We start from the raw sequence: 22,123 nt of genomic DNA, 5'->3' as shown, positions 1-22,123 counted from the left end.
CGCCGTTTTTCCATGAGTTCGGAGGGCATCGGAATGGACACCGGCACCAGCATCAAGGACACGTCCGAAAGCTGGGAGACCCTGTCGACCCTGCGGCCCTTCCAGGGCGCCAAGACGGCCGTGGCCTCCGACGAGGTGCGGATGCCCGACGGCTCGGTGGCCCGCCGCGACTACCAGGTGCACCCCGGGTCGGTCTGCGTGCTCGCCCTGGACGAGGACGACCGGGTGCTCGTGATCCGGCAGTACCGCCACCCCGTCCGCCACCGGCTGTGGGAGCTGCCGGCCGGACTGCTCGACGTACCGGGGGAGAACCCGCTGCGCGCGGCGCAGCGGGAGCTGTACGAGGAGGCCCACGTCAAGGCGGGGGACTGGCGGGTGCTGGCCGACTTCTACGCCTCCCCGGGCGGCTCCGACGAGGCGATCCGCGTCTTCCTGGCGCGGGACGTGGCCGCGGCGGACGGCGAGCGGTACGCCGAGACGGACTCGGAGGAGGCCGACATGCAGGTGGAGTGGGTGGCGCGGGAGGACCTGGTCCGGGGGATCCTGGCGGGCGAGCTGGGCAACCCGGCGCTGGTGACGGGCGTACTGGCCCTGACCGCCGCCCTCGCCTCCGGCCCCGGCACGGACGCCCTGCGCCCCGCCGACGCCCCCTGGCCGCAGCGGCCGTACGCGGCGTAGCCGCCGCGGCGCCGTGCCGCTCGCGCGGTGCGGCGGCCCGCCCGGCCCGGCGGTGCCGGTCCGCCGGCGGGCGCCCGGGCCGCGGACCGCGCGTGGGCCGAGGTGCCGGAGCGGCCGTAGGAGCGGCGCATTAAATAGGCCCATCCGCTGATCCGATCGGGCGATCCGTAGGCCGCGCTCCCCACGGTCCGTCGCTCTGCGTGAACTACGCTCAGCAACCCGAAGGCAGGGAGAGGAGCGGATCCGTGGCGGATTTCGTCGGGCGGCGGCGTGAGCTCAAGGAGCTGCGCGAGGACATCGCACGGACCGGGCTCGACACCCTCTCGGGCCGCAAGGCGAAGGCACCCCGCGCACGGGTGCTGCTCGTGGCGGGGCGGCCCGGCTCCGGGCGGACCGCGCTCGCGGAGGCGTTCGTGCGCGAGGTGGCCGAACAGTACCCGGACGGCCTGGTCAAGGTGCGGCTCACCGAACCCGGCGGGGAACCCGTCGCCACCGAGCGGGCCGTCCGGACCCTGCTGGAAGGGCTCGGGGAGGTCACCCCGCCCGGGGCCTGCGAGGACGACCTCAGCGCGGCCCTGCGGGAGGCGCTGGCCGGGCGGCGGGCGATCCTGCTCGTCGACGACGCCGCCGACCCGCACCAGGTCGACGCCCTGCTCCCCGACAACCCCGAGTGCCTCGTCGTGGTCACCGCCGAGGGCCCGCTCACCGGGATCCCCGACGTCCGTCCCTGCACCCTCGGCGGCCTCGACCCCACCTCCGCCGTCGGCCTGCTCGCCCGGCTCATCGGCGACACCCGCATCACCGTCGACCCCCGTGCCGCCGAGGCACTCGCCGAGGAGTGCGGGGGGCTGCCCGCCGCGCTGGCCCTCGCCGGCGGCTGGCTCGCCGCCCACCCCAAGGCCGCCGTCGCGGACCTGGCCAAGCAGCTCCACGACATGCCCCCCGGCACCACCGGCCCGCTGGGCCGCGCCTTCCGGCTGGTCTACGAGTCCCTGCCGCAGCCGGCCCGCCGCACCCTGCACCTGCTGCCGCTCGCCCCGGCCGGGCACCTCGACTCGCACACCGCCTCGGCCCTGGCCGGCTGCTCGGTGGCCGCGGCCCAGTCCACCCTGGAGGACTTCGCCGCCCTGGGCCTCGTACGGCACGCCCGGGACGGCCTCTTCCTGCTCCCCGGCTGCCTCGCCCCCTTCCTCCAGGCGCTGCTGGAGACCAAGGAGCGGCCCGCCGAGGTGCAGCTGGCCCGCGCCCGGATGCTGGAGCGGACCGTACGGCTGCTCACCTCGTGCCGGGCCATGACCGACGCCGACGAGGACGACGACGAGCTGCGCGAGCGCCTGGACGGGACCCCCAGGGCCCTGCGCTTCCCCGACCGGCGCTCCGCCGCCGTCTGGCTGGACACCCGGCTGCCCGCGCTGACCTCGGCCGCGCACCTGGCCGTGGCCGACGGCGGGCTGGACACCCTGGCCCGCAGGCTGGTCTCCGCCCTGGTCCGGGCGCTGGCCGGACACCGCGGCACCGAGGCGGCCGCCCCCGAGCTGTACGGGCTGCACCGCCTCGTCCTGGACGTGGCCGAGCGGCGCGGCCTGCACCGGGAGCGGGCCGCCGCCCTGCTGAACCTGGCCGATCTGGACGCCCGGACCGGCCGGACCGAGGAGGCGCTGGCCCGGTACCGGGCCGCGCTGGGTGCGGGAAAGGCCGCGAACGACCCGTACGCGACGGGCCGCGCGATGGAATCCGTAGGCGGTGCGTACCAGGAGCTGGCGGACTGGCCCCGCGCCTCCGACTGGTTCGGCCGCGCACTGGCCCACGCCCTGGCGCGCGGCGAGCGGTCGGACGAGGCCAGGCTCTACGGCCGGCTGGGCAACGTGCACACCTACGCGGGCCGGTACGGGGAGGCCCTGCGGAGCTGGCGCGCCGCCGCAGCGGGCTACCGCCGGCTGGCCGATGTGCCGGGCCAGGCAAAGGCGTTGAGCGAAATGGCGCGGGTCCAGGAGTACGCCGGGCGGCCCGAGGAATCCCTGCACACCTGCCGCGAGGCCATCGAGCTGGCGCGCCGGGCCGGGGACCAGCGGCTCCAGGCCGCGCTCCAGGTGCGGTTGGCCGACACGCTGGACCGTCTGGGCGACCCGGCGGCGGCGCGACTGCACCGCTCCGCGGCCGACAGGTTGCTGGGAGACGACCCCGCAGCCTGCGAAATCCGCAGTGTGTCCGACTGAAGTTATTCGTTTGCAAGGCTAGACAGCGCCTCATCCTTCATTAGACTGGCTTCACCACGACATCAGTGGTGCATCCCGTTGCGCGTTCTTGTGGGCGGGTATGTATGGAAGTGCCCCGTAAAATCCCCTGAGCCAAGGACCGTGATCGACGATGAAGGTCGGCATCCCCCGCGAGGTCAAGAACAACGAGTTCCGGGTCGCCATCACGCCCGCCGGCGTGCATGAGCTGGTCCGCAACGGCCACCAGGTCTTCATCGAGCAGAACGCCGGTGTCGGCTCCTCGATCACGGACGCCGAGTACGTCGCCGCCGGTGCCGAGATCCTCGGCACCGCCGACGAGGTCTGGGAGACCGCTGACCTGCTGCTGAAGGTCAAGGAGCCCATCGCGGAGGAGTACCACCGCCTCCGCAAGGACCAGACCCTCTTCACCTACCTGCACCTGGCGGCCTCCCGCGAGTGCACGGACGCGCTCCTCGAGTCCGGCACCACCGCCATCGCGTACGAGACGGTCGAGCTCGCCAACCGCGCGCTCCCGCTGCTCGCCCCGATGTCCGAGGTCGCGGGCCGCCTGGCCCCGCAGGTCGGCGCGTACCACCTGATGCGCTCGGCCGGCGGCCGCGGCGTCCTCCCCGGCGGCGTCCCCGGCACCCACGCCGGCGAGTGCGTGGTCATCGGCGGCGGTGTCTCCGGCTGGAACGCGGCGCAGATCGCCATCGGCATGGGCTTCCACGTGACCCTGCTCGACCGCGACATCAACAAGCTCCGCGAGGCCGACAAGATCTTCGGCACGAAGATCAAGACGATCGTCTCCAACGCCTTCGAGCTGGAGAAGGCCGTCGTCGAGGCCGACCTCGTCATCGGCGCCGTGCTGATCCCGGGTGCGAAGGCCCCGAAGCTGGTCACCAACGAGCTCGTCGCCAAGATGAAGCCCGGAAGTGTCCTTGTCGACATTGCGATCGACCAGGGCGGCTGCTTCGAGGACTCCCGTCCGACCACCCACGCCGAGCCGACCTTCCAGGTCCACAACTCGGTCTTCTACTGCGTCGCCAACATGCCGGGCGCGGTGCCGAACACCTCCACCTACGCCCTGACGAACGCGACCCTGCCCTACATCGTGCAGCTCGCGAACCTCGGCTGGGTCGAGGCGCTGCGTCGTGACCCGGCGCTGGCGCTGGGCCTCAACACCCATGACGGCAAGGTCGTTTACGGTCCCGTCGCCGAGGCCCACGGCCTCGAGACCCTCGAGCTCGGCACGCTGCTCGGCTGAACCGTCAACGACTGACGTCAATCTCACGTATCCGGCCGGACCTTGCCCGCAAGGTCCGGCCGGACGTGTTCGCGGGGTGCCCGCCGGGCCCGCTCAACTCGCCTCGAACGTAACCCTTTAACCCTTTCGCACACCCGCGAAACTTCGCAGTGACAGCGCGCACGCCCTTGACAGAGTGGTGTTCGGTTGCCGACACATCGTGCCGGGTCCGGTGGATTGTGTTGCCGCTGGGCGGTGACACGCCATAGAGTCGCCAACCGTCGGCATGGTGCAACGCTGACCTATCGATAAGTGTCCTGGTCACGTCCGAGGAGGTAAGACGACTTGTGAATGAGTCGACATTTGCTCCTGGAGGTGGTCGAGCAGGGACGCCTGAGCGGGGACAGGGTCCTGCCGGGCTCGAAGCTGTCGGCTCCGTCGCGGTCCGCACCTTCGCAAACCACCAGCACATGACGACGCCCCAAAAGAGCATGGACGGCCTAGACGTGAACTCCACGGCCGGCGACCACGGTGGCGATACGCCCATTGGTTTCGCCGACTACGACCAGGTGCCCGAGGGGCACTTCTACGACCCCGACGCGGAATACGAGCCCGACCCCGAGTACGCGGCCACCCTCGCGCCCGACGCTGCCCGCCAGCGCCGCGAGCGGATCGGCCCGACCGGACGCCCGCTCCCGTACTTCCCGATCCCGGGTCCGCTGACCGACCACGGTCCGGCGAAGATCATCGCGATGTGCAACCAGAAGGGCGGCGTGGGCAAGACCACGTCGACCATCAACCTGGGTGCCGCGCTCGCCGAGTACGGGCGCCGCGTGCTGCTCGTCGACTTCGACCCGCAGGGCGCGCTGTCCGTGGGCCTCGGCGTGAACCCGATGGAACTCGACCTGACGGTCTACAACCTGCTCATGGAGCGGGGCATGTCGGCCGACGAGGTGCTGCTCAAGACCGCGGTCCCCAACATGGACCTGCTGCCGAGCAACATCGACCTGTCCGCCGCCGAAGTGCAGTTGGTGAGCGAGGTCGCGCGCGAGTCGACGCTCCAGCGGGCGCTGAAGCCCCTGATGGCCGACTACGACTACATCGTGATCGACTGTCAGCCCTCGCTCGGCCTGCTCACGGTCAACGCCCTGACGGCGGCTCACAAGGTCATCGTGCCGCTGGAATGCGAGTTCTTCGCGCTGCGGGGCGTCGCCCTCCTCACGGAGACCATCGAGAAGGTCCAGGAGCGGCTCAACCCGGAGCTGGAGCTCGACGGCATCCTCGCCACCATGTACGACTCCCGTACGGTGCACAGCCGCGAGGTGCTGGCCCGTGTGGTCGAGGCCTTCGACGACCACGTCTACCACACGGTCATCGGCCGGACGGTGCGCTTCCCGGAGACCACGGTCGCCGGCGAGCCGATCACCACGTACGCGTCGAACTCCGTCGGCGCCGCCGCCTATCGCCAGCTGGCCAGGGAGGTGCTCGCCCGGTGTCCCGCCGAGTGAGTCTGCCCGGCGCCGACGAACTGTTCCGCACCACCGGGGGGATGGCCCTCCAGTCGTCCTCGCCGCGGCGGGGCGCCGAGGAGGCGCCGACGGCCGCGGGCACGGAGCACACGGCCGCACCGGCGGACGGCACGACGCGGACCACGGGGGACGCCCGGGGCCGGGAGGCCGGCGAACCGGCGGTGGGCGCGCAGCGCAGGCCGCAGGAAGGTTCTGCCACCGCGGCCGGGGCGTCGTCGCCCCGGTCCGGCAAGGGCCAGGGCCGCGGCGCGAACCGGCGGCCGAGCGGGCGCGAACGGCACGACGAGAAGATCACGGTCTACGTCTCCGCCGAGGAGCTCATGGACCTGGAACACGCCCGCCTGGTGCTCCGCGGTGAGCACGGGCTCGCCGTGGACCGCGGCCGCATCGTCCGCGAGGCGGTGGCGGTGGTCCTCGCGGACCTGGAGTCCCGGGGCGACGCCAGCATCCTGGTCCGCCGCCTGCGCGGCCGCTAGGCCCTGTCGTCGAAGTCCCGCCTGGCCCGCGGCCCGCGGCACCGCACCTCGCCGCGTTGTCGGGGCGCCCGAGTACGTCCAGTACTCGGGCGCCCCTCCGCCTTGCGATGCACGGCACCGGACGCCGCAGGCCTGACCGGCGCTACTTTGACGACAGGACCTAGGCCCCGTCGGCCCGTTGCCCGGGCCCGGGGCCGGTCGGCCGTCCCGCCCGCTTCGGGCCCGCCGGTGCGGGCCCGAAGCCCCGCCCGTGGCGGCTGCCCGGCCCGCGGTGCGGGCCGCCCCGCCCCGCGCGGCGGCGTCCGCGCGGGCGACCGGTCAGGGCCTACGCTGCATGTGGCCGGCCGGCCGACCTCCCGTACCACCCTGGACCGCGATGCCCCCGAACGAAGACCCCGCCCGCCCGGCCCGCCGGAGCCTCGGCCGTGGGCCGGGGGCGGCCCAGGAGGCCCCTGAGACGCCCGCTGAGGCCCGCGGCCCGGCCGACGGCGGGGAGGATGCGCCGACGGCCTTCCCGGTCCCTGAGGGGCCGGCCACGGGCGCCGCGGGACCGGCGCCGGAGCCCGGAGCCCCGGACGCGCCCCCGGCGCCCCGCCCGCCCGGCGCGGGCGACGGGCGGTTCACGCTGCGGCTCGACAACTTCGAGGGGCCCTTCGACCTGCTGCTCCAGCTGATCTCCCGGCACAAGCTCGACGTCACCGAGGTCGCGCTGTCCAAGGTCACCGACGAGTTCATGGCGCACATCCGGGCCATGGGCCCCGACTGGGACCTCGACCAGACGACCGAGTTCCTGGTGGTCGCCGCGACCCTGCTCGACCTGAAGGCCGCCCGCCTGCTGCCCGCCGCCGAGGTCGAGGACGAGGCCGACCTGGCCCTGCTGGAGGCCCGGGACCTGCTCTTCGCCCGGCTGCTCCAGTACAAGGCGTACAAGCAGATCGCCGCGATCTTCCAGGACCGTGCCGAGGCGGAGGGCAGGCGGTACCCCCGTACCGTCGGGCTGGAGCCGCACCACGCCGACCTGCTGCCCGAGGTGGTGATCAGCATCGGCGCCGACGGCCTCGCCCGCCTCGCGGTGCGGGCCATGCAGCCCAAGGCCGCGCCGCAGGTGTACGTGGACCACATCCACGCCCCCCTCGTCAGCGTGCGGGAGCAGGCCGGGCACGTCGTACGCCTCCTCAGGGCGCGGGGCGAGGCGACGTTCCAGGAGCTGACCGAGGACGCGCCGGACACCCTCACCGTCGTCGCCCGCTTCCTGGCGCTGCTGGAGCTGTACCGGGAGAAGGCCGTGGCCCTCGACCAGCCGGAGGCCCTGCTCACCCTCACCGTGCGCTGGTGCGGCGGGGATGGCGACGGGACGCCAAAGGTGACGGACGAGTTCGACCGAGTCGTGGAGGTGGCGGAATGACCGGGGCGCAGGACCGGCTGGAGCTGAAGGGCGCGCTGGAGGCCGTCCTGATGGTCGTGGACGAGCCCGCGACCGCCGGACACCTCGCCAAGGTGCTGGAACGCACACCGCGCGAGGTCGACGACGCCCTGCGCGCCCTCGCCGACGAGTACACCGCGCAGCGCCGCGGTTTCGAGCTGCGGCTGGTCGCCGGGGGCTGGCGGTTCTACACCCGGCCCGAGTACGCGGCCGCCGTGGAGGCCTTCGTCCTGGACGGGCAGCAGGCCCGGCTCACCCAGGCGGCCCTGGAGACCCTGGCGGTGGTCGCGTACCGCCAGCCGGTGAGCCGTTCGCGGGTCTCGGCGGTCCGCGGAGTCAACTGCGACGGGGTCATGAGGACCCTGCTCCAGCGGGGTCTGGTGGCCGAGGCGGGCACGGAACCCGAAACAGGTGCGATCCTGTACAGGACGACGAACTACTTTCTGGAGCGGATGGGCCTGCGAGGCCTGGACGAGCTCCCGGAGCTCGCGCCCTTCCTTCCCGAGGCGGACGCGATCGAAGCCGAGACGCAAGAAGGTGTGCCGTCGTTCGATCCGGACGCACCGGACACTGACGTAGACGACGACAAGACGACGGAACTTTGATGCGAAGCAGCGGCAACGGCAACGGTGGCGGCAACAGGAACAGCGGCGGCGGTGGCGGCGGACGCGGTGGCTCCCGCGGCGGCTCCTCCGGCGGCGGTGGCTACCGCGGTGGCTCCTCCTCCGGTGGGGGCGGTGGCTACCGGGGCGCAGGCTCCTCCGGCGGCAGCTCCTCCGGTGGGGGCGGCTACCGCGGCGGTGGCTCCCCCGGCGGGTACCAGGGCGGCGGCTCCGACGCGCGCGGCCGCGACCGTGACCGCGACCAGGCGCCCCAGCGGCCCCGCAACCCCCGCCCCGAGGAGCGTCGCTACGACGTGGGCCCCGAGGGCGAGCGCAACGGACGCAGCGGCCCCAAGGCCGGTGGCGGCGGCGCCCGAGGCGCGGCGGCGCGCGGCGGGGCCAAGGGCGGCCCCAAGACCTCCCGGACCCCCGGCATCGGCGGGGCCGGCGGCCCGCGCCGCGGTCCGGGCAGCCGCAGCGGCCAGTCGCGTCCCCGCGAGCTGGACGCGCGGATCGAGGAGCGCGTGCGCGACCGGTACGCCGACAAGCCCGTGATCAAGACCCCGAAGACCTTCCCGGGCGCCGAGGAGGAGGGTGAGCGTCTGCAGAAGGTGCTCGCCCGTGCCGGCATGGGATCGCGCCGGGCGTGCGAGGAGCTCATCGAGCAGGCCCGCGTCGAGGTCAACGGCGAGATCGTGCTGGAGCAGGGCAAGCGCGTCCTGCCGAAGGACGAGATCAAGGTCGACGGCCTCACCGTCGCCACCCAGTCGTACCTGTTCTTCGCGCTGAACAAGCCCGCCGGTGTCGTCTCCACCATGGAGGACCCGGACGGCCGCCAGTGCCTCGGCGACTACGTCACCAACCGTGAGACCCGTCTCTTCCACGTCGGCCGGCTCGACACCGAGACCGAGGGCATCATCCTGCTCACCAACCACGGCGAGCTGGCCCACCGCCTCACGCACCCGAAGTACGGCGTGCAGAAGACGTACGTCGCGGCCATCACCGGCTCGCTGCCGCGTGACATCGGCAAGCGGCTCAAGGAGGGCATCGAGCTGGAGGACGGCTACGCCCGCGCCGACAACTTCCGCGTCGTCGACCAGGTCGGCAAGAACTACCTGGTCGAGGTGACCCTCCACGAGGGCCGCAAGCACATCGTCCGCCGCATGCTGGCCGAGGCCGGCTTCCCGGTGGACAAGCTCGTCCGGACCGCCTTCGGCCCGATCGAGCTGGGCGACCAGAAGTCCGGCTGGCTGCGCCGCCTGACCAACACCGAGGTCGGCATGCTGATGCGCGAGGTCGGCCTGTAGGCCCCACCCCCGAAGTCCCCGAGAACCCGCGGCGCCCTTCCGGCGCCGCGGGTTCCTCGTTTGCGTCCCCCGCCCCGACCCCGCCCCCCAGGTCCGTCCCCGGTGCTTGCCGCCAGCCGCTCCCCGTGTTTATAGTCAAGATGACTATAAAGGGAGGGGCGGTCTTCATGGGCTGGAACACGAGCTGGACCGAGATCCTCGGCTTCGCCACGGGCGCCGTGTGCGTCTGGCTGGTGGCCCGGCAGCACATCGCCAACTGGCCGGTCGGTATCGCCAACAACCTCTTCTTCATCGTGCTGTTCACCCAGGCCGGCCTCTACGCCGACGCCGGGCTCCAGATCGTCTTCATCGCCCTCGCCGCCTACGGCTGGTGGTCCTGGACCCACGGGGGTGGACCAGGAACCGCCGGAACCCTGCCGGTGCGCCGCACCACGCGCGCCGAATGGGTCTGGCTGCTGGTGGCGGGGGCGGTGGGGACCGCCGCCCTGACCCTGCTGCTCGGCCGGGTCAGCGACTCCACCGTCCCGTTCTGGGACGCCCTCACCACCGGGCTCTCCCTCATGGCCACCTACGGCCAGTGCCGCAAGCTCCTGGAGTCCTGGTGGCTGTGGATCGCCGCCGACCTCGTCTACATCCCGCTCTACGCGTCCAAGGGGCTGTACCTGACCTCGGTCCTCTACACGGGCTTCCTCGCCCTGTGCGTGGCCGGGCTCGTCGGCTGGCACCGTACGCTCCCGGCCCGGGACGCCCGCAAGACCCTGGAGGCGACGGCATGAGCGGCGAGCGCTACGGCCACGGGCTGGTACTGGGCAAGTTCTACCCGCCGCACGCCGGCCACCACCACCTGGTGCGCACCGCCCAGGACCAGTGCGAGCGGCTGACCGTCCTGGTCTGCGCGGCCTCCGTCGAGTCGGTGCCGCTCGCCGACCGGGTCGCCTGGATGCGCGAGGCGCACCCCGGGGCCGAGGTGGTCGGCGCGGTCGACGACATCCCCGTCGACCTGCACGACCCCGCCATCTGGGAAGCGCACATGGCGGTCTTCCGCAGCGCCGTGGGCCGGCGCGTGGACGCCGTCTTCACCTCGGAGGAGTACGGGACCGAGCTCGCCCGGCGGTTCGGCGCCCAGGAGGTCAGCGTGGACCCGGCGCGCACCCTGTTCCCCGTGTCGGGGACCGCCGTACGCGAGGACCCGGTCCGGTGCTGGGAGTTCCTCGGGCCCGGCGTACGAGCCGCCCTCGCCCGGCGGGTGGTCGTCCTCGGCGCCGAGTCCACCGGCACCACCACCCTCTCGCGGGAGCTGGCCGCGCACTACCGGCGGCGCGGCGGCGTGTGGGCGAAGACGGGCTGGGTCGCCGAGTACGGGCGGCAGTACAGCGAGGAGAAGCTGGCGGCCGCCCGCGCGGCCGACCCGGCGGCCTCCTGGGAGGACGTCTCCTTCGGCTCGCCGGAGTTCCCGGTGATCGCCCGCCGCCAGGACGAGGCCGAGGAGCGGGCCGCCCGGCTCGGCTCCCCGGTGCTCTTCTGCGACACCGACTCCTTCGCCACCGGCATCTGGCACGAGCGCTACCTCGGCGGCCGCAACGCGGAGGTCGAGCGGATCGCCGCCCGCCGCCCCCGCGACCTGTACCTGCTGACCGACCACGAGGGCGTGCCCTTCGAGGACGACGGGCTGCGCGACGGCCCCGAGCTCAGACCGTGGATGACCGCCCGCTTCCGCCGGGAACTCGCCCGCACCGGGAGGCGTTTCCTGGTCGTCGGCGGGGACCGGCGGACCCGGCTCGAAACGGCCGTGGCGGCCGTCGACGGCCTGCTGGCCGAGGGCTGGCACTTCGCGGCGCCCCTCCCGGAGCGCCGGTGAACGCCCCGGCGCCGGGCGGCCATGACGGCCGCCCCGGACCGCACGCCCCCGCGTCGTACGACCCGCACTCCTTCGAGCCCTTCGCGGTGACCGTCGACCTGGCCGTCCTCACCGTGCGCGGCGGAGCCCTGCACGTCCTGCTGATCCGGCGCGGCCAGGAACCGTACGCGGGCGCCTGGGCGCTCCCCGGCGGCTTCGTCCTGCCCAGGGAGTCCGCCGAGACGGCCGCCCGCCGCGAGCTGGCCGAGGAGACCGGCCTGCCGCCGGAGCTGGTCGCCGCCCTGCACCTGGAACAGCTGCGCACCTACAGCGAACCGGACCGGGACCCCCGCATGCGGGTGGTGTCGGTGGCCTTCACCGCCCTGGTCCCCGACATGCCGGAACCGGCCGAGGAGGGCGGCGGGGACGCCGACCGGGCCCGGTGGGTGCCGGTGGGCGAGGCCGAGGGGCTCGCCTTCGACCACGGGCTGATCCTGGCGGACGCCCGGCAGCGGGTGGGCTCGAAGCTGGAGTACACCTGCCTGGCCACCGCCTTCTGCCCGCCCGAGTTCACCCTCGGGGAGCTCCAGGCCGTCTACGAGACCGCCTGGGGCACCTCCCTGGACCGCCCGAACTTCCGCCGCAAGGTGCTCGCCACGCCCGGCTTCGTCGAGGCCGTGCCGGGAGCCGCCCGGCTGACCGGTGGCCGCGGCAAACCGGCCGCGCTGTACCGGGCCGGACCGGCGACCACCCTCCACCCGCCCCTGCTCCGCCCCTCGGAAGGACCCACCCTGTGACCGCCACCAAGCGTGCCGCGACGGGCGCCCTCATCGGCCTGGCCCTCGGCGACGCCCTCGGCTTCCCGACGGAGTTCCACGACGTTCCTTCGATCCTCGCCAAGACCGGTCCGTGGCGCGAGATGCGGCTGCCCCGCCCCGCGATCGTCACCGACGACACCCAGATGACCCTGGCCCTGGCGCGCGGCATACGGACCGCCGCCGACCGGGGCCGGGTGGGCCCGCTGCGGCTGACCCGCCCGGTCCGCGAGGAGTTCGTCGACTGGTACCACTCCCCGGAGAACAACCGGGCCCCCGGCCGGACCTGCCTGGTGGCGTGCGGTCTGCTGAACGATCCGGAGCGCGACTGGCGCGACGCCAGCCAGATCGGCTCCAAGGGCTGCGGCGCCAACATGCGCGTGGTCCCGGTCGGGCTGGTCCCCGGCTGGACCGACGAGGAGCGGGCGGGCGCCGCCCAGCTCCAGTCGGCCCTCACCCACGGCCACCCCACCGCCCTGGCCGCCTCCGACCTGACCGCTCGCGCCGTGCACCTCCTCGCCCGGGGAGCCGAGGTCACCGGCCTGGTCGGGCAGCTGCGCTCGTACGCCCTGGAGAACCGCACCCGCTACCACGAGCGCTGGCTCGGGGACCTGTGGATGCGGACGGCCAGCGACGCCTCCCCGGAGTCCTTCATGGCCCGGGGCTGGGACGAGTGCCTGGCCGTACTGGACCGCCTCGCCGCCGCCCTGCGCACGCCGTCCCCCGAGACCGACCCCTGCCTGACCACCGGCGAGGGCTGGATCGCGGAGGAGGCCCTGGCCACGGCGCTCCAGTGCTTCCTGCTCTTCCCGGAGGAGCCCCTGACGGCCCTGCGCCGCGCGGCCTGCACGGCCGGGGACTCCGACTCGATCGCCTGCCTGGCCGGTGCCTTCGCCGGCGCCCACCTCGGCGCGGACGTCTGGCCCCGGGACTGGGAGGGCCGCATCGAGTACCGCGAGGAACTGCTGGCCTTCGGCGCCCTCTGGGACGCGTGAGCCGTGCCCGGCGGCGCCCGGCGGTCAGACCGCCGAGGCGCGGCGGGCGCGGTGGAGGAAGTCGGCGACGCGGGCCCGGTCCGGTTCGGCCGGCAGCGGGGTGGAGGCGAGGGCGGCCTCGGACTCCTCGGCGAGGCGGGTCATCCAGGCGTCGACCTCGTCCCAGCCCAGCTCGCCCCGCCGGACCGCGAGGAGGCGCTCGCGGTCCGGGCCCGCGTCGATCGTGAGGCGGCCGGTGCGCAGCAGGTCCCGGCAGGAGGCCAGCAGGCGCAGCAGGTGCATGGCGTGCTTCCAGCGGGGGGCGCCGTGGAGGCGGACGTCCGCGAGGAGCTTGCCGTGCTGGGAGGTCGCGTAGCGGCTGAAGCTGGTGTGGGCCCGGCGGGAGAGGAAGGCCCCGCGCAGGGACAGCAGTTCCTCGCCGACCGGGCTGATCCGCTCCACCAGCGGGGAGTGCAGGCACTCCAGGACGTTCGGGTTGGCGCGCAGCGCCAGCTCGCAGAAGCGCTCCAGCTCCCAGGAGAACTCCTCCTCCCGGGGCCCCTCGACATGGGTCGGGGGCTTCTCGAACCGCCAGAAGAGCGGCGTGGGGGCGAGGAAGACACCGCGCCGGTCGGTGTCGCTCGCCTCCGTGGCCAGACCGAAGGCGCGGGAGCCCATCACACAGGCGTAGACGGTGTGGTCCCGGACCAGGGTGAGGTCGTCCATCCCGGGAGGGTAGGCGGCGCGGCGCCCGCTACGCGAGCGAGATTTCCCCCTCCGGAGACACGGTGATCTTCTTCTCCTGGAGCGGCTTGGTCGCCGGCCCCTGCAGCACCGCGCCGTCGGCCACCTTGAACTTGCTGCCGTGGCAGGGGCAGTCGATCGTGCCGTTCTCGACCTTGTTCACCAGGCAGCCCTGGTGCGGGCACACCGCCGTGAAGCAGCGGAAGGCGCCCGCCGTCGGCTGGGTGACCACCAGCTTCTCCTCCTTGAGTACCGTGCCGCCGCCCACCGGCACCGCCGAGGACTTCAGGAGCGGCTCCGGGGCCGTTCCCGGGGCGGAGGTACCCGCCGGAGGCTTCTCCGTGCCGGAGCCGCAGGCGGCGAGGGTGCCGCCCGCCAGGGCGGCGGCTCCGGCCGCCAGTACCGTGCGCCGGGCGGTGGGGGATTCGGTCATGCGGGGCTCCTTGCTGGGTGGCCGGGCTGGCGAGGTGCATCCTGGCGCGCGGCGGGCCCCAGGAGAAGCCCGCCACACCGTCCGTCTCACTCCGGCTGACGGGGGACCAGGTCCGCCGGGCCGCCGGGTGTGCGTACGACCTCCCACACGCGGAGCACGGCGTCGCGGTTCAACGGCCCGTGGACGTGCGGGTACCGGTCCCCGGGGCCCGTCCGGCGGACTTCGGCGGTCAGGGCCGCCTCGTCGAGTTCCACGGCGAGCAGGGTCCCGGGCGTCTCCCGGTAGCGGGACTCCACGAGGGCGAGCACGGTGGCCCGGTCCGCCGAACAGTGCACGAAGCCCTCCGAGACGAGCGAGCCGGGGGCGTACGGGGAGCCGGGCGCGGCGCTCCACGCGGCGAGCGGAACGATGTGGAAGATCATGCCGGTGGTTCTACCGCACCGGACCGGGCCGCCGGGCTCCGAGTGGCAGTACGGGGTGATCCGGGTGACATTGTCCGTGTCCGGAAGCCGGGCCCGACGCTGACGCGCCCGCCCGGTCCCCCTTCGAAAGGCACAGGACCATGGCGGGTAACGACCTCGGCGGACTCCTCGGCGGGCTCCTCGGCGGCGGCCGGGGCGGTGGTACCGGCGGCGACGGCGTCCTCGGTGCGCTGCTCGGCGCCCTGATGGGCGGCGGCGGTGCGGCCGGTGGCCGGGCGGCGGGCGACGGCACGGCGGGCGGCGTCACGGCCGGCGGCGGTGCGGACAACCCCCTCGGCGGCCTGCTGGACATGCTGACCAGGTCCGGCCTGGCCGACCGGGCGCGGTCCTGGATCGGCACCGGCGACAACCAGCCCGTCAGCGGCGCCCAGATCAAGGAGGCGCTGCCGGACGACACCCTCCGCGAGACGGCCCGGCAGGCGGGCGTCAGCCCCGAGGAGGCGGCCGACCGGATCGCCCGGACGCTTCCGGAGGCCGTGGACAAGCTGACCCCGAACGGCCAGGTGCCCACCGAGTCGCTGGAGGACATCATCCGGAAGCAGAACCTCTGACCCCGGCACGGCCCCTGCGAGGACCCGGCACCGTCCACAGGGCGGACCGCCGGGTCCTCGCGCGGTACCGAGTGGCTACCCTGAGTCAGGCCCTGCCGTTACGTGATCACCCTTGGAGCGCTCCGTGAGAACCGCCGTCGTCATCGGAACCGGACTGATCGGCACCTCGGCGGCGCTCGCCCTGACCGCCCGCGGGATCAGCGTCCACCTCGTCGACCACGACCCGGCGCAGGCCCGCACGGCCGCCGCCCTGGGCGCCGGCACCGACGACGCCCCCGAGGGCCAGGTCGACCTCGCGATCGTCGCCGTACCGCCCGCCCACGTGGCCGCCGCGCTGGCCGACGCGATCGGCGCCGGTCTGGCCCGCGCCTACGTGGACGTGGCCAGCGTCAAGGGCGGCCCGCGCCGCGAGCTCGCCGCGCTGGGCGCGGACACCTCCGCCTACATCGGCACCCACCCCATGGCCGGCAAGGAGCGCTCCGGCCCGCTGGCGGCGACGGCCGACCTGTTCGAGGGCCGGCCCTGGGTGCTCACCCCCACCCGGGACACCGACCACGAGGTCCTCAACCTCGCCCTGGAGCTGGTCGCGCTGTGCCGGGCCGTCCCCGTGGTGATGGACGCCGACGCCCACGACCGGGCGGTGGCGCTCGTCTCGCACACCCCGCAGCTGGTGTCCAGCATGGTCGCCGCCCGCCTGGAGGAGGCCGACGACACGGCGGTCCGGCTGTGCGGGCAGGGCATCCGGGACGTGACCCGGATCGCGGCCTCCGACCCCCGGATGTGGGTGGAGATCCTCTCGGCCAACCCGGGACCGGTGGCCGACGTCCTGGCCGGCATCGCCGCCGACCTGGAGGAGACCGTGGAGGCGCTGCGCGGCCTCCAGTCCGCCGACGAGGCCGAGCGCAAGGGCGGCGCGGCGGGCATCGAGGACGTCCTCCGGCGCGGCAACGCGGGCCGGGTCCGCGTCCCCGGAAAGCACGGCGCGGCGCCGACGGCGTACGAGACGGTCGGGGTGTTCATCAGCGACAAGCCCGGCGAGCTGGCGCGGATCTTCGCGGACGCCGGCCGGGCCGGGGTCAACATCGAGGACGTGCGGATCGAGCACGCGACCGGTCAGCAGGCCGGCCTGGTGCAGCTCATGGTCGAGCCGCGGGCCGTGGCCCCGCTGACCACCGAGCTGCGCGAGCGGGGCTGGGCGCTCAGGCAGCAGTGATCCCGCCCCGCGAGGGGCGGCCGGAGCCGGCCGGGAACGGAGGGCGCCCGGGGCCGGTAACCTGGTGCGGGGGCGCTTTTGGCGCGCCCGCACACGTACGCGCAACCAGGAAGGTGCCCGCACCGTGGAAACCGCCGCTCCGTCCGCCGTGATCGTCGCCATCGACGGTCCCTCCGGCACGGGCAAGTCCAGCACCTCCAAGGCCGTGGCCGCCAAGCTCGGGCTGCGCTACCTGGACACCGGTGCCCAGTACCGGGCCATCACCTGGTGGATGATCACCAACGGCGTCGACACCGACGACCCGCAGGCGATCGCCCTCGCCGCCGGCAAGCCGGCCATCGTCTCGGGTACGGACCCGGCCGCCCCCACCATCACGGTGGACGGCCTGGACGCCTCCGGCCCGATCCGCACGCAGGAGGTCACCTCCAAGGTCAGCGCCGTCAGCGCCGTCCCCGAGGTGCGCGCCCTGATCACCGACCTCCAGCGCTCCATCGCCGCCGCGGCGGCCGAGGAGGCCGACGGGATCGTGGTCGAGGGCCGGGACATCGGCACCACCGTCCTGCCCGACGCCGACCTCAAGATCTTCCTGACGGCCTCCGCCGAGGCCCGCGCCGCGCGCCGCAGCGGCGAGCTGCGCGGCAAGGAGGCCGCGGACCTCGCGGCCACCAAGGCGGCCCTGATCAAGCGGGACGCGGCCGACTCCGGCCGCAAGACCTCCCCGCTGGCCAAGGCCGACGACGCCATCGAGGTGGACACCACCGACCTCACGCTCGACCGGGTGATCGAATGCGTGGTCACCCTGGTGGAAGAGCGGCGGGGCAAGTGAGCGAAGCGCCCTCCCCCAAGGGAGCGGCGGTCGGCAGGCGCATCGGCATCGGCCTCATGTACGGGCTGTGGAAGCCGCGCGTGCTGGGCGCCTGGAAGGTGCCCGCCTCCGGCCCCGTCATCCTGGCCGTGAACCACGCGCACAACATCGACGGCCCCATGGTCATGGGCACCGCGCCGCGGCCGCTGCACTTCCTGATCAAGAAGGAGGCGTACGTCGGCCCGCTCGGCCCCTTCCTGGAAGGGATCGGGCAGGTGAAGGTCGACCGCACCGGCACCGACCGCACCGCGATCACCCGGGCCCTCGCCGTCCTCGAGAACGGCGGCGCCCTGGGCATATTCCCCGAGGGCACCCGCGGCGACGGCGACTTCGCGTCCCTGCGCGCCGGGCTCGCCTACTTCGCGGTCCGCAGCGGCGCCCCGGTCGTGCCGGTAGCCGTCCTGGGCAGCACCGAGGCCAAGGGCAGGCTCGTCAAGGGCCTGCCGCCGCTGCGCAGCCGGGTCGACGTGGTCTTCGGCCCGGCCTTCGACGCCGGGGACGGCACGGGCCGTCGTACGCGCACCGCGCTGGACGAGGCCACCGTACGCATCCAGGGACGGCTGACCGCCCACCTGGCCGACGCCAAGCGCCTCACCGGGCGCTGAGCGAGACTTGACCTAGTAGTGGAACCGCGCTGCGCGGGTGCCACCGATCACCACGAACGACGAGGAACGGACTTCATGAACGACCAGTACGACCACGGAGCACTTGGCGATGCCGAGTACGCGGAGTTCATGGAGCTCGCCGCGGAGGAAGGCTTCGACCTCGAAGAGGTCGAAGGCGCGATCGAGGAGGCCGGCCACGGCCCGCTCCCGGTCCTCGCCGTCGTCGGCCGCCCGAACGTGGGCAAGTCGACCCTGGTGAACCGCATCATCGGCCGCCGCGAGGCCGTCGTCGAGGACAAGCCGGGCGTCACCCGCGACCGCGTCACGTACGAGGCCGAGTGGGCCGGCCGCCGCTTCAAGGTCGTCGACACCGGCGGCTGGGAGCAGGACGTCCTCGGCATCGACGCCTCCGTCGCCGCCCAGGCCGAGTACGCCATCGAGGCCGCCGACGCGGTCGTCTTCGTCGTGGACGCCAAGGTCGGCGCCACCGACACCGACGAGGCCGTCGTCAAGCTGCTGCGCCGCTCCGGCAAGCCGGTGGTCCTGTGCGCCAACAAGGTCGACGGCCAGAGCGGCGAGGCCGACGCGGCCGCGCTGTGGTCCCTGGGCCTCGGCCACCCGCACCCGGTCTCCTCGCTGCACGGCCGCGGTACGGGCGACATGCTCGACGCCGTCCTGGAGGCCCTGCCGGAGGCCCCCGAGCAGAGCTTCGGCGGCACGGCCCTCGGCGGCCCGCGCCGCATCGCCCTGATCGGCCGCCCGAACGTCGGCAAGTCCTCCCTCCTGAACAAGGTCGCGCGCGAGGACCGCGTCGTCGTCAACGAGCTGGCCGGCACCACCCGCGACCCGGTCGACGAGCTGATCGAACTCGGCGGGGTCACCTGGAAGTTCGTGGACACCGCGGGCATCCGCAAGAAGGTCCACCTCCAGCAGGGCGCCGACTACTACGCCTCGCTGCGCACGGCCGCCGCCGTGGAGAAGGCGGAGGTGGCGGTCATCCTGATCGACACCACCGAGAACATCAGCGTCCAGGACCAGCGCATCATCACCATGGCCGTCGAGGCCGGCCGCGCGATCGTCATCGCCTACAACAAGTGGGACGAGCTGGACGAGGAGCGCCGCTACTACCTCGAGCGCGAGATCGAGACGGAGATGCAGCAGGTCTCCTGGGCGCCCCGCGTCAACGTCTCCGCGAAGACCGGCCGCCACATGGAGAAGCTGGTCCCGGCGATCGAGGCCGCCCTCGCGGGCTGGGAGACGCGCGTCCCGACCGGCCGGCTGAACGCCTTCCTCGGCGAGATCGTCGCGGCCCACCCGCACCCGATCCGCGGCGGCAAGCAGCCCCGCATCCTGTTCGGTACCCAGGCGGGCAGCAAGCCGCCGCGGTTCGTCCTCTTCGCCTCCGGCTTCCTGGAGCACGGCTACCGGCGCTTCATCGAGCGCCGCCTGCGCGAGGAGTTCGGCTTCGAGGGCACCCCGCTCCACATCTCGGTGCGGGTGCGCGAGAAGCGCGGCGCGCAGTACAAGAAGAAGAAGTAGCAGCGGCGGTCCGGGGTCAGTAGCCCCGGCGCGGAGCGGGCGGCAGGGCCGCCGGGACGTGTTGCATCCCGGTCTGGTGCTGCCGCCCGCCGCCGTATCCGGAGCCGCCCGCGTACGAGTACGCCGGCTGGGCCTGCTGCGGGACGTACGAGGGCTGCCAGGTGTCGGCCTGCTGCCACGAGGAACCGTTCCAGCCGCTGCCGTACGAGCCGCCCGTGCTGCCGCCGTACGAGGTGCCGGTGTACCCGCTGCCGTACGAGAACGCGGTGAAGCCGAGGTGCTCCTCGCCGGTACGGTCGCCCGGCAGCGCCCGGAAGGCGCGCAGGTACTCCGAGTACAGGCTGTCGTAGATCGGGGTGTGCGAGGCGCTGCTCGCACGGAACGGGGCGCGGGAGGGGTCGTATGAATGCACGTATCAGCCAACGAAACCGGCGCCCTGCGGATGCGGGGTGAAGGGGCGGAAAAACGCAGATCGCCGGGGGTGCGCGGGACGGACCGCGCACCCCCGGCGCATGCCGTCCGGCCCCCTCGGCGGGGGTGGGACGGCGGTTTCCGGGTGGGGAGGAGAGGAGCTCAGGCGCCCGGGGTGCCCGCCAGGGGCATCGAGGCGCCGACCAGCTTGCCGTTGCTCGCGGCCTTGTCGAGGGCGTCGCGGAGCAGGTCCTCGCGCGGCTGCTGGCCGATGGAGCCGACCGGGGCGGCGTAGAGGAGCACCCGCTGCGTCTTGTTGACGGCGGCCCGCCAGCCGTCGGTCACGCTCAGCGCCTGGTGCGCCTGCCACCAGGCCACCTGCTGCCCGCCCTCGGCGCCGGGCTGGAGCACGGCGTGCAGCTGCCCGCCGGCCAGCAGGACCGACCAGCCGGCGAGGGCGGACGGGACCTCGTTGGTGTCGGTGACCGGGATGAAGCCCTGCTCGATGAGGAGCGGGAGGAAGTCGTCGCCGGGTCCGGTGGTGCCGGGCCGGGCGATGGGAGCGGTCGGCTCGACGACCAGCGCCGGGTGCAGCTCCCCGGCGATCAGGATCAGGCCGCTGGTGATGCCGAGGACGGCCTGGCCGCCGGGCACCGACTGCGGGGCCGTGCCGCCGGCCTGCTCCGGGGCGGGGGCCGGGCTGTCGCCGGTGATGCTGCGGACCGCGCCCTGGAGCTGCTCCTCGGAGACGGCGACGACCTGCGAGGGGATGCAGGCCGCGTGGGCGAAGGCGAGGACGGCGGTCTCCTCGCCCACGAACAGCACGGTGCTCGTGGGGTCGGTCTCGGGGTCGCCGGGAGTGCGGCAGGAGGTGCAGTCGTAACTGCCCGGGGCGTCGTCGCCGGTGAGCAGCCTGTCGGCTTCTTCGTCACCGATCTCGGCACGTACCTCAAGACTGACGTCGAGCATGCGCGGCACGGGGTGGCTCCTCATTCGTGCGGAGGCCGGGGGGTTCCCGGCTCGCCGGGATCAACGGAGGAGCGGCGGCCGGGGTCACGCCGTTTGAGGGAACGGAATCGAACCGGCCACCCGGAAGAGTGAACCGTCCGACCGGGACTTCTGCTTGCTGTCAACTGTTGCCCCTTCGTGCGCAGTTGGCGCCTGTTTTCTGTCGTGTCGGGGGTGCGTGCCGTGTCGGCCGTCCGGGTGGGGCGGGGGCGGGCGCCGCGTGGCGCGGAGGGCCGGGGGCATCGGCTCCGTAGCGTGAGCCGATGCCCGATCTGTGTATGCGGCGGGCGGCGGCCGCCGCCGTGGCCGCGGCGGTCGCCGCGCTGGTGCTCGTCCTCCCGCCGGGTGTCGGCGCGGTCGCCGCGCCGCCGCCACCGGCCTCCGGCCCGGCGGCTGTCGCGTACCCGGGTTCGCCGGGCGTGATCGGCACGGGGCCGGGGGACTGCGGGCCGGGCGGGCAGTGGCCGTGGGACTGCGTCGCGGACTGCGAGAGCCGCGGGCGCTGGGCGGTGAACACGGGCAACGGCTTCTACGGGGGCCTGCAGTTCTCGCAGCGGACGTGGGAGGCGTACGGGGGGCCGGCGTACGCGGCGCGGGCCGACCTGGCGAGCCGGGAGCAGCAGATCCGGGTCGCGGAGGAGCTGCTGGCGGCGCAGGGCTGGGAGGCGTGGCCGGTGTGCGCGCAGCGGTACGGGCTGGCGGGGCGGATGCACGTGGTGCGGGCGGGGGACACCCTGGACGGCATCGCCCGCCGCCGCCGCGTGCCCGGCGGCTGGCGTCCCCTCTACGAAGCCAATCGCACGCTGATCGGCCCGGCCCCGTCGCAGCTGAAGGCGGGCCTCTTCCTCACCCTCCCCCCGGCGAAGCCGCCCACCCCGCCCCCGGCGAAGCCGGTCCCCGCGGGTTCCGCTGCCCCGGCTCCGGCGAAGCCGGCTCCCGCGAGTTCCGTCGCTCCGGCCCCGGCGCAGTCGGCCTCCGCGGGCCCTGCCGTGCCGGCTCCCCCGAAGCCGGCCCCGGCTCCGGCGAAGCCGGCTCCCGCGAGTTCCGCTGCCCCGGCTCCGGCGAAGCCGGCGCCCGCGAGTTCCGTCGCTCCGGCCCCGGCGCAGTCGGCCTCCGCGGGCCCTGCCGTGCCGGCTCCCCCGAAGCCGGCCCCGGCTCCGGCGAAGCCG

General features: G+C 74.0%; 23 protein-coding genes. 18 read left to right on the top strand and 5 right to left on the bottom strand.

Annotated elements, in window-relative coordinates:
* Positions 1-12 precede the first annotated feature (12 nt).
* From ACZ51S_RS31885 to ACZ51S_RS31830, 12 genes are all read left to right on the top strand, one after another.
* On the top strand, positions 13-678 hold the full coding sequence (locus ACZ51S_RS31885; RefSeq protein ID WP_468476505.1) for an NUDIX domain-containing protein: 666 nt from the start codon (positions 13-15) through the stop codon (positions 676-678).
* A gap of 200 nt (positions 679-878) precedes the next feature.
* On the top strand, positions 879-2,894 hold the full coding sequence (locus tag ACZ51S_RS31880; RefSeq protein WP_468476504.1) for a tetratricopeptide repeat protein: 2,016 nt from the start codon (positions 879-881) through the stop codon (positions 2,892-2,894).
* A gap of 151 nt (positions 2,895-3,045) precedes the next feature.
* Positions 3,046-4,161, top strand: coding sequence for an alanine dehydrogenase (gene ald, locus ACZ51S_RS31875; RefSeq protein ID WP_388946159.1), 1,116 nt, complete (start codon positions 3,046-3,048; stop codon positions 4,159-4,161).
* 326 nt (positions 4,162-4,487) lie between these two features.
* Complete coding sequence (locus ACZ51S_RS31870; protein ID WP_125604141.1) at positions 4,488-5,648, top strand: ParA family protein; 1,161 nt, start codon at positions 4,488-4,490, stop codon at positions 5,646-5,648.
* Positions 5,633-6,145, top strand: a complete 513-nt coding sequence (locus ACZ51S_RS31865; RefSeq protein ID WP_468476503.1) for a hypothetical protein — start codon at positions 5,633-5,635, stop codon at positions 6,143-6,145. Before ACZ51S_RS31870 ends, ACZ51S_RS31865 begins: the two co-directional genes overlap by 16 nt.
* A 376-nt stretch (positions 6,146-6,521) precedes the next feature.
* A complete protein-coding gene (locus ACZ51S_RS31860) occupies positions 6,522-7,550 on the top strand; it encodes a segregation and condensation protein A (protein ID WP_468476502.1) in 1,029 nt (342 codons plus the stop codon).
* Positions 7,547-8,173, top strand: coding sequence for an SMC-Scp complex subunit ScpB (gene scpB / locus ACZ51S_RS31855; RefSeq protein WP_468804154.1), 627 nt, complete (start codon positions 7,547-7,549; stop codon positions 8,171-8,173). Before ACZ51S_RS31860 ends, scpB begins: the two co-directional genes overlap by 4 nt.
* The gene (locus tag ACZ51S_RS31850; protein ID WP_468962753.1) at positions 8,173-9,477 is read left to right on the top strand and encodes a pseudouridine synthase; all 1,305 of its coding nucleotides are present in this window, start codon (positions 8,173-8,175) and stop codon (positions 9,475-9,477) included. The genes scpB and ACZ51S_RS31850 overlap by 1 nt, the downstream gene beginning before the upstream one ends.
* A 140-nt stretch (positions 9,478-9,617) precedes the next feature.
* Positions 9,618-10,253, top strand: a complete 636-nt coding sequence (gene pnuC / locus ACZ51S_RS31845; protein WP_468476499.1) for a nicotinamide riboside transporter PnuC — start codon at positions 9,618-9,620, stop codon at positions 10,251-10,253.
* Positions 10,250-11,335 carry an AAA family ATPase gene (locus ACZ51S_RS31840; protein WP_468476498.1) on the top strand — a complete coding sequence of 362 codons (1,086 nt, stop codon included), beginning with the start codon at positions 10,250-10,252 and terminating at the stop codon, positions 11,333-11,335. The genes pnuC and ACZ51S_RS31840 overlap by 4 nt, the downstream gene beginning before the upstream one ends.
* Complete coding sequence (locus tag ACZ51S_RS31835; protein ID WP_468476497.1) at positions 11,332-12,111, top strand: NUDIX hydrolase; 780 nt, start codon at positions 11,332-11,334, stop codon at positions 12,109-12,111. Before ACZ51S_RS31840 ends, ACZ51S_RS31835 begins: the two co-directional genes overlap by 4 nt.
* On the top strand, positions 12,108-13,124 hold the full coding sequence (locus tag ACZ51S_RS31830; protein WP_468804152.1) for an ADP-ribosylglycohydrolase family protein: 1,017 nt from the start codon (positions 12,108-12,110) through the stop codon (positions 13,122-13,124). The genes ACZ51S_RS31835 and ACZ51S_RS31830 overlap by 4 nt, the downstream gene beginning before the upstream one ends.
* A 24-nt stretch (positions 13,125-13,148) precedes the next feature.
* Here the strand turns inward: ACZ51S_RS31830 and ACZ51S_RS31825 are convergent, their stop codons facing one another.
* The 3 genes from ACZ51S_RS31825 to ACZ51S_RS31815 form a co-directional block, all read right to left on the bottom strand.
* Positions 13,149-13,829, bottom strand: coding sequence for a nucleotidyltransferase domain-containing protein (locus tag ACZ51S_RS31825; RefSeq protein ID WP_468476495.1), 681 nt, complete (start codon positions 13,827-13,829; stop codon positions 13,149-13,151).
* A 28-nt stretch (positions 13,830-13,857) separates the two neighbouring features.
* On the bottom strand, positions 13,858-14,280 hold the full coding sequence (locus tag ACZ51S_RS31820; protein ID WP_468476494.1) for a Rieske (2Fe-2S) protein: 423 nt from the start codon (positions 14,278-14,280) through the stop codon (positions 13,858-13,860).
* 86 nt (positions 14,281-14,366) lie between these two features.
* Positions 14,367-14,702, bottom strand: coding sequence for a DUF952 domain-containing protein (locus tag ACZ51S_RS31815; RefSeq protein WP_468476493.1), 336 nt, complete (start codon positions 14,700-14,702; stop codon positions 14,367-14,369).
* 140 nt (positions 14,703-14,842) lie between these two features.
* On the opposite strand from ACZ51S_RS31815, the gene ACZ51S_RS31810 reads away from it, so the two are divergent.
* From ACZ51S_RS31810 to der, 5 genes are all read left to right on the top strand, one after another.
* On the top strand, positions 14,843-15,313 hold the full coding sequence (locus tag ACZ51S_RS31810) for a YidB family protein (protein ID WP_468962751.1): 471 nt from the start codon (positions 14,843-14,845) through the stop codon (positions 15,311-15,313).
* Positions 15,314-15,437: 124 nt separating this feature from the next.
* Entirely contained in the window at positions 15,438-16,526 is a 1,089-nt protein-coding gene (locus ACZ51S_RS31805) for a prephenate dehydrogenase (protein ID WP_468476491.1), read from the top strand.
* A gap of 124 nt (positions 16,527-16,650) precedes the next feature.
* On the top strand, positions 16,651-17,352 hold the full coding sequence (gene cmk / locus ACZ51S_RS31800; RefSeq protein WP_388943352.1) for a (d)CMP kinase: 702 nt from the start codon (positions 16,651-16,653) through the stop codon (positions 17,350-17,352).
* Entirely contained in the window at positions 17,313-17,996 is a 684-nt protein-coding gene (locus ACZ51S_RS31795; protein WP_468476489.1) for a lysophospholipid acyltransferase family protein, read from the top strand. Before cmk ends, ACZ51S_RS31795 begins: the two co-directional genes overlap by 40 nt.
* Before the next feature lie 75 nt (positions 17,997-18,071).
* On the top strand, positions 18,072-19,535 hold the full coding sequence (gene der / locus ACZ51S_RS31790) for a ribosome biogenesis GTPase Der (RefSeq protein ID WP_467893416.1): 1,464 nt from the start codon (positions 18,072-18,074) through the stop codon (positions 19,533-19,535).
* A gap of 16 nt (positions 19,536-19,551) precedes the next feature.
* Here the strand turns inward: der and ACZ51S_RS31785 are convergent, their stop codons facing one another.
* Together ACZ51S_RS31785 and ACZ51S_RS31780 are read right to left on the bottom strand one after the other, a co-directional pair.
* Positions 19,552-19,947, bottom strand: coding sequence for a hypothetical protein (locus ACZ51S_RS31785; RefSeq protein ID WP_468476488.1), 396 nt, complete (start codon positions 19,945-19,947; stop codon positions 19,552-19,554).
* Between the two features lie 161 nt (positions 19,948-20,108).
* Entirely contained in the window at positions 20,109-20,924 is an 816-nt protein-coding gene (locus tag ACZ51S_RS31780) for a hypothetical protein (RefSeq protein ID WP_388943363.1), read from the bottom strand.
* Positions 20,925-21,217: 293 nt separating this feature from the next.
* Between ACZ51S_RS31780 and ACZ51S_RS31775 the strand changes: the two genes are divergently transcribed.
* Positions 21,218-22,123: LysM peptidoglycan-binding domain-containing protein (locus tag ACZ51S_RS31775; RefSeq protein ID WP_468962749.1), on the top strand; the 906-nt coding region annotated here is incomplete at its 3' end.

It is taken from the genome of Streptomyces sp. NPDC034043, from assembly GCF_055575675.1.
This window is presented reverse-complemented; position numbering and strand designations above follow the sequence as displayed.

Coding starts and splice junctions, on each gene's coding strand:
- scpB (WP_468804154.1), top strand. CDS start 7,547: ATGACCGGGGCGCAGGACCGGCTGGAGCTGAAGGGCGCGCTGGAGGCC.
- ACZ51S_RS31820 (WP_468476494.1), bottom strand. CDS start 14,280: ATGACCGAATCCCCCACCGCCCGGCGCACGGTACTGGCGGCCGGAGCC.
- ACZ51S_RS31840 (WP_468476498.1), top strand. CDS start 10,250: ATGAGCGGCGAGCGCTACGGCCACGGGCTGGTACTGGGCAAGTTCTAC.
- ACZ51S_RS31825 (WP_468476495.1), bottom strand. CDS start 13,829: ATGGACGACCTCACCCTGGTCCGGGACCACACCGTCTACGCCTGTGTG.
- ACZ51S_RS31795 (WP_468476489.1), top strand. CDS start 17,313: ATGCGTGGTCACCCTGGTGGAAGAGCGGCGGGGCAAGTGAGCGAAGCG.
- pnuC (WP_468476499.1), top strand. CDS start 9,618: ATGACTATAAAGGGAGGGGCGGTCTTCATGGGCTGGAACACGAGCTGG.
- ACZ51S_RS31815 (WP_468476493.1), bottom strand. CDS start 14,702: ATGATCTTCCACATCGTTCCGCTCGCCGCGTGGAGCGCCGCGCCCGGC.
- ACZ51S_RS31860 (WP_468476502.1), top strand. CDS start 6,522: ATGCCCCCGAACGAAGACCCCGCCCGCCCGGCCCGCCGGAGCCTCGGC.
- ACZ51S_RS31885 (WP_468476505.1), top strand. CDS start 13: ATGAGTTCGGAGGGCATCGGAATGGACACCGGCACCAGCATCAAGGAC.
- ACZ51S_RS31850 (WP_468962753.1), top strand. CDS start 8,173: ATGCGAAGCAGCGGCAACGGCAACGGTGGCGGCAACAGGAACAGCGGC.
- der (WP_467893416.1), top strand. CDS start 18,072: ATGAACGACCAGTACGACCACGGAGCACTTGGCGATGCCGAGTACGCG.
- ACZ51S_RS31810 (WP_468962751.1), top strand. CDS start 14,843: ATGGCGGGTAACGACCTCGGCGGACTCCTCGGCGGGCTCCTCGGCGGC.
- ald (WP_388946159.1), top strand. CDS start 3,046: ATGAAGGTCGGCATCCCCCGCGAGGTCAAGAACAACGAGTTCCGGGTC.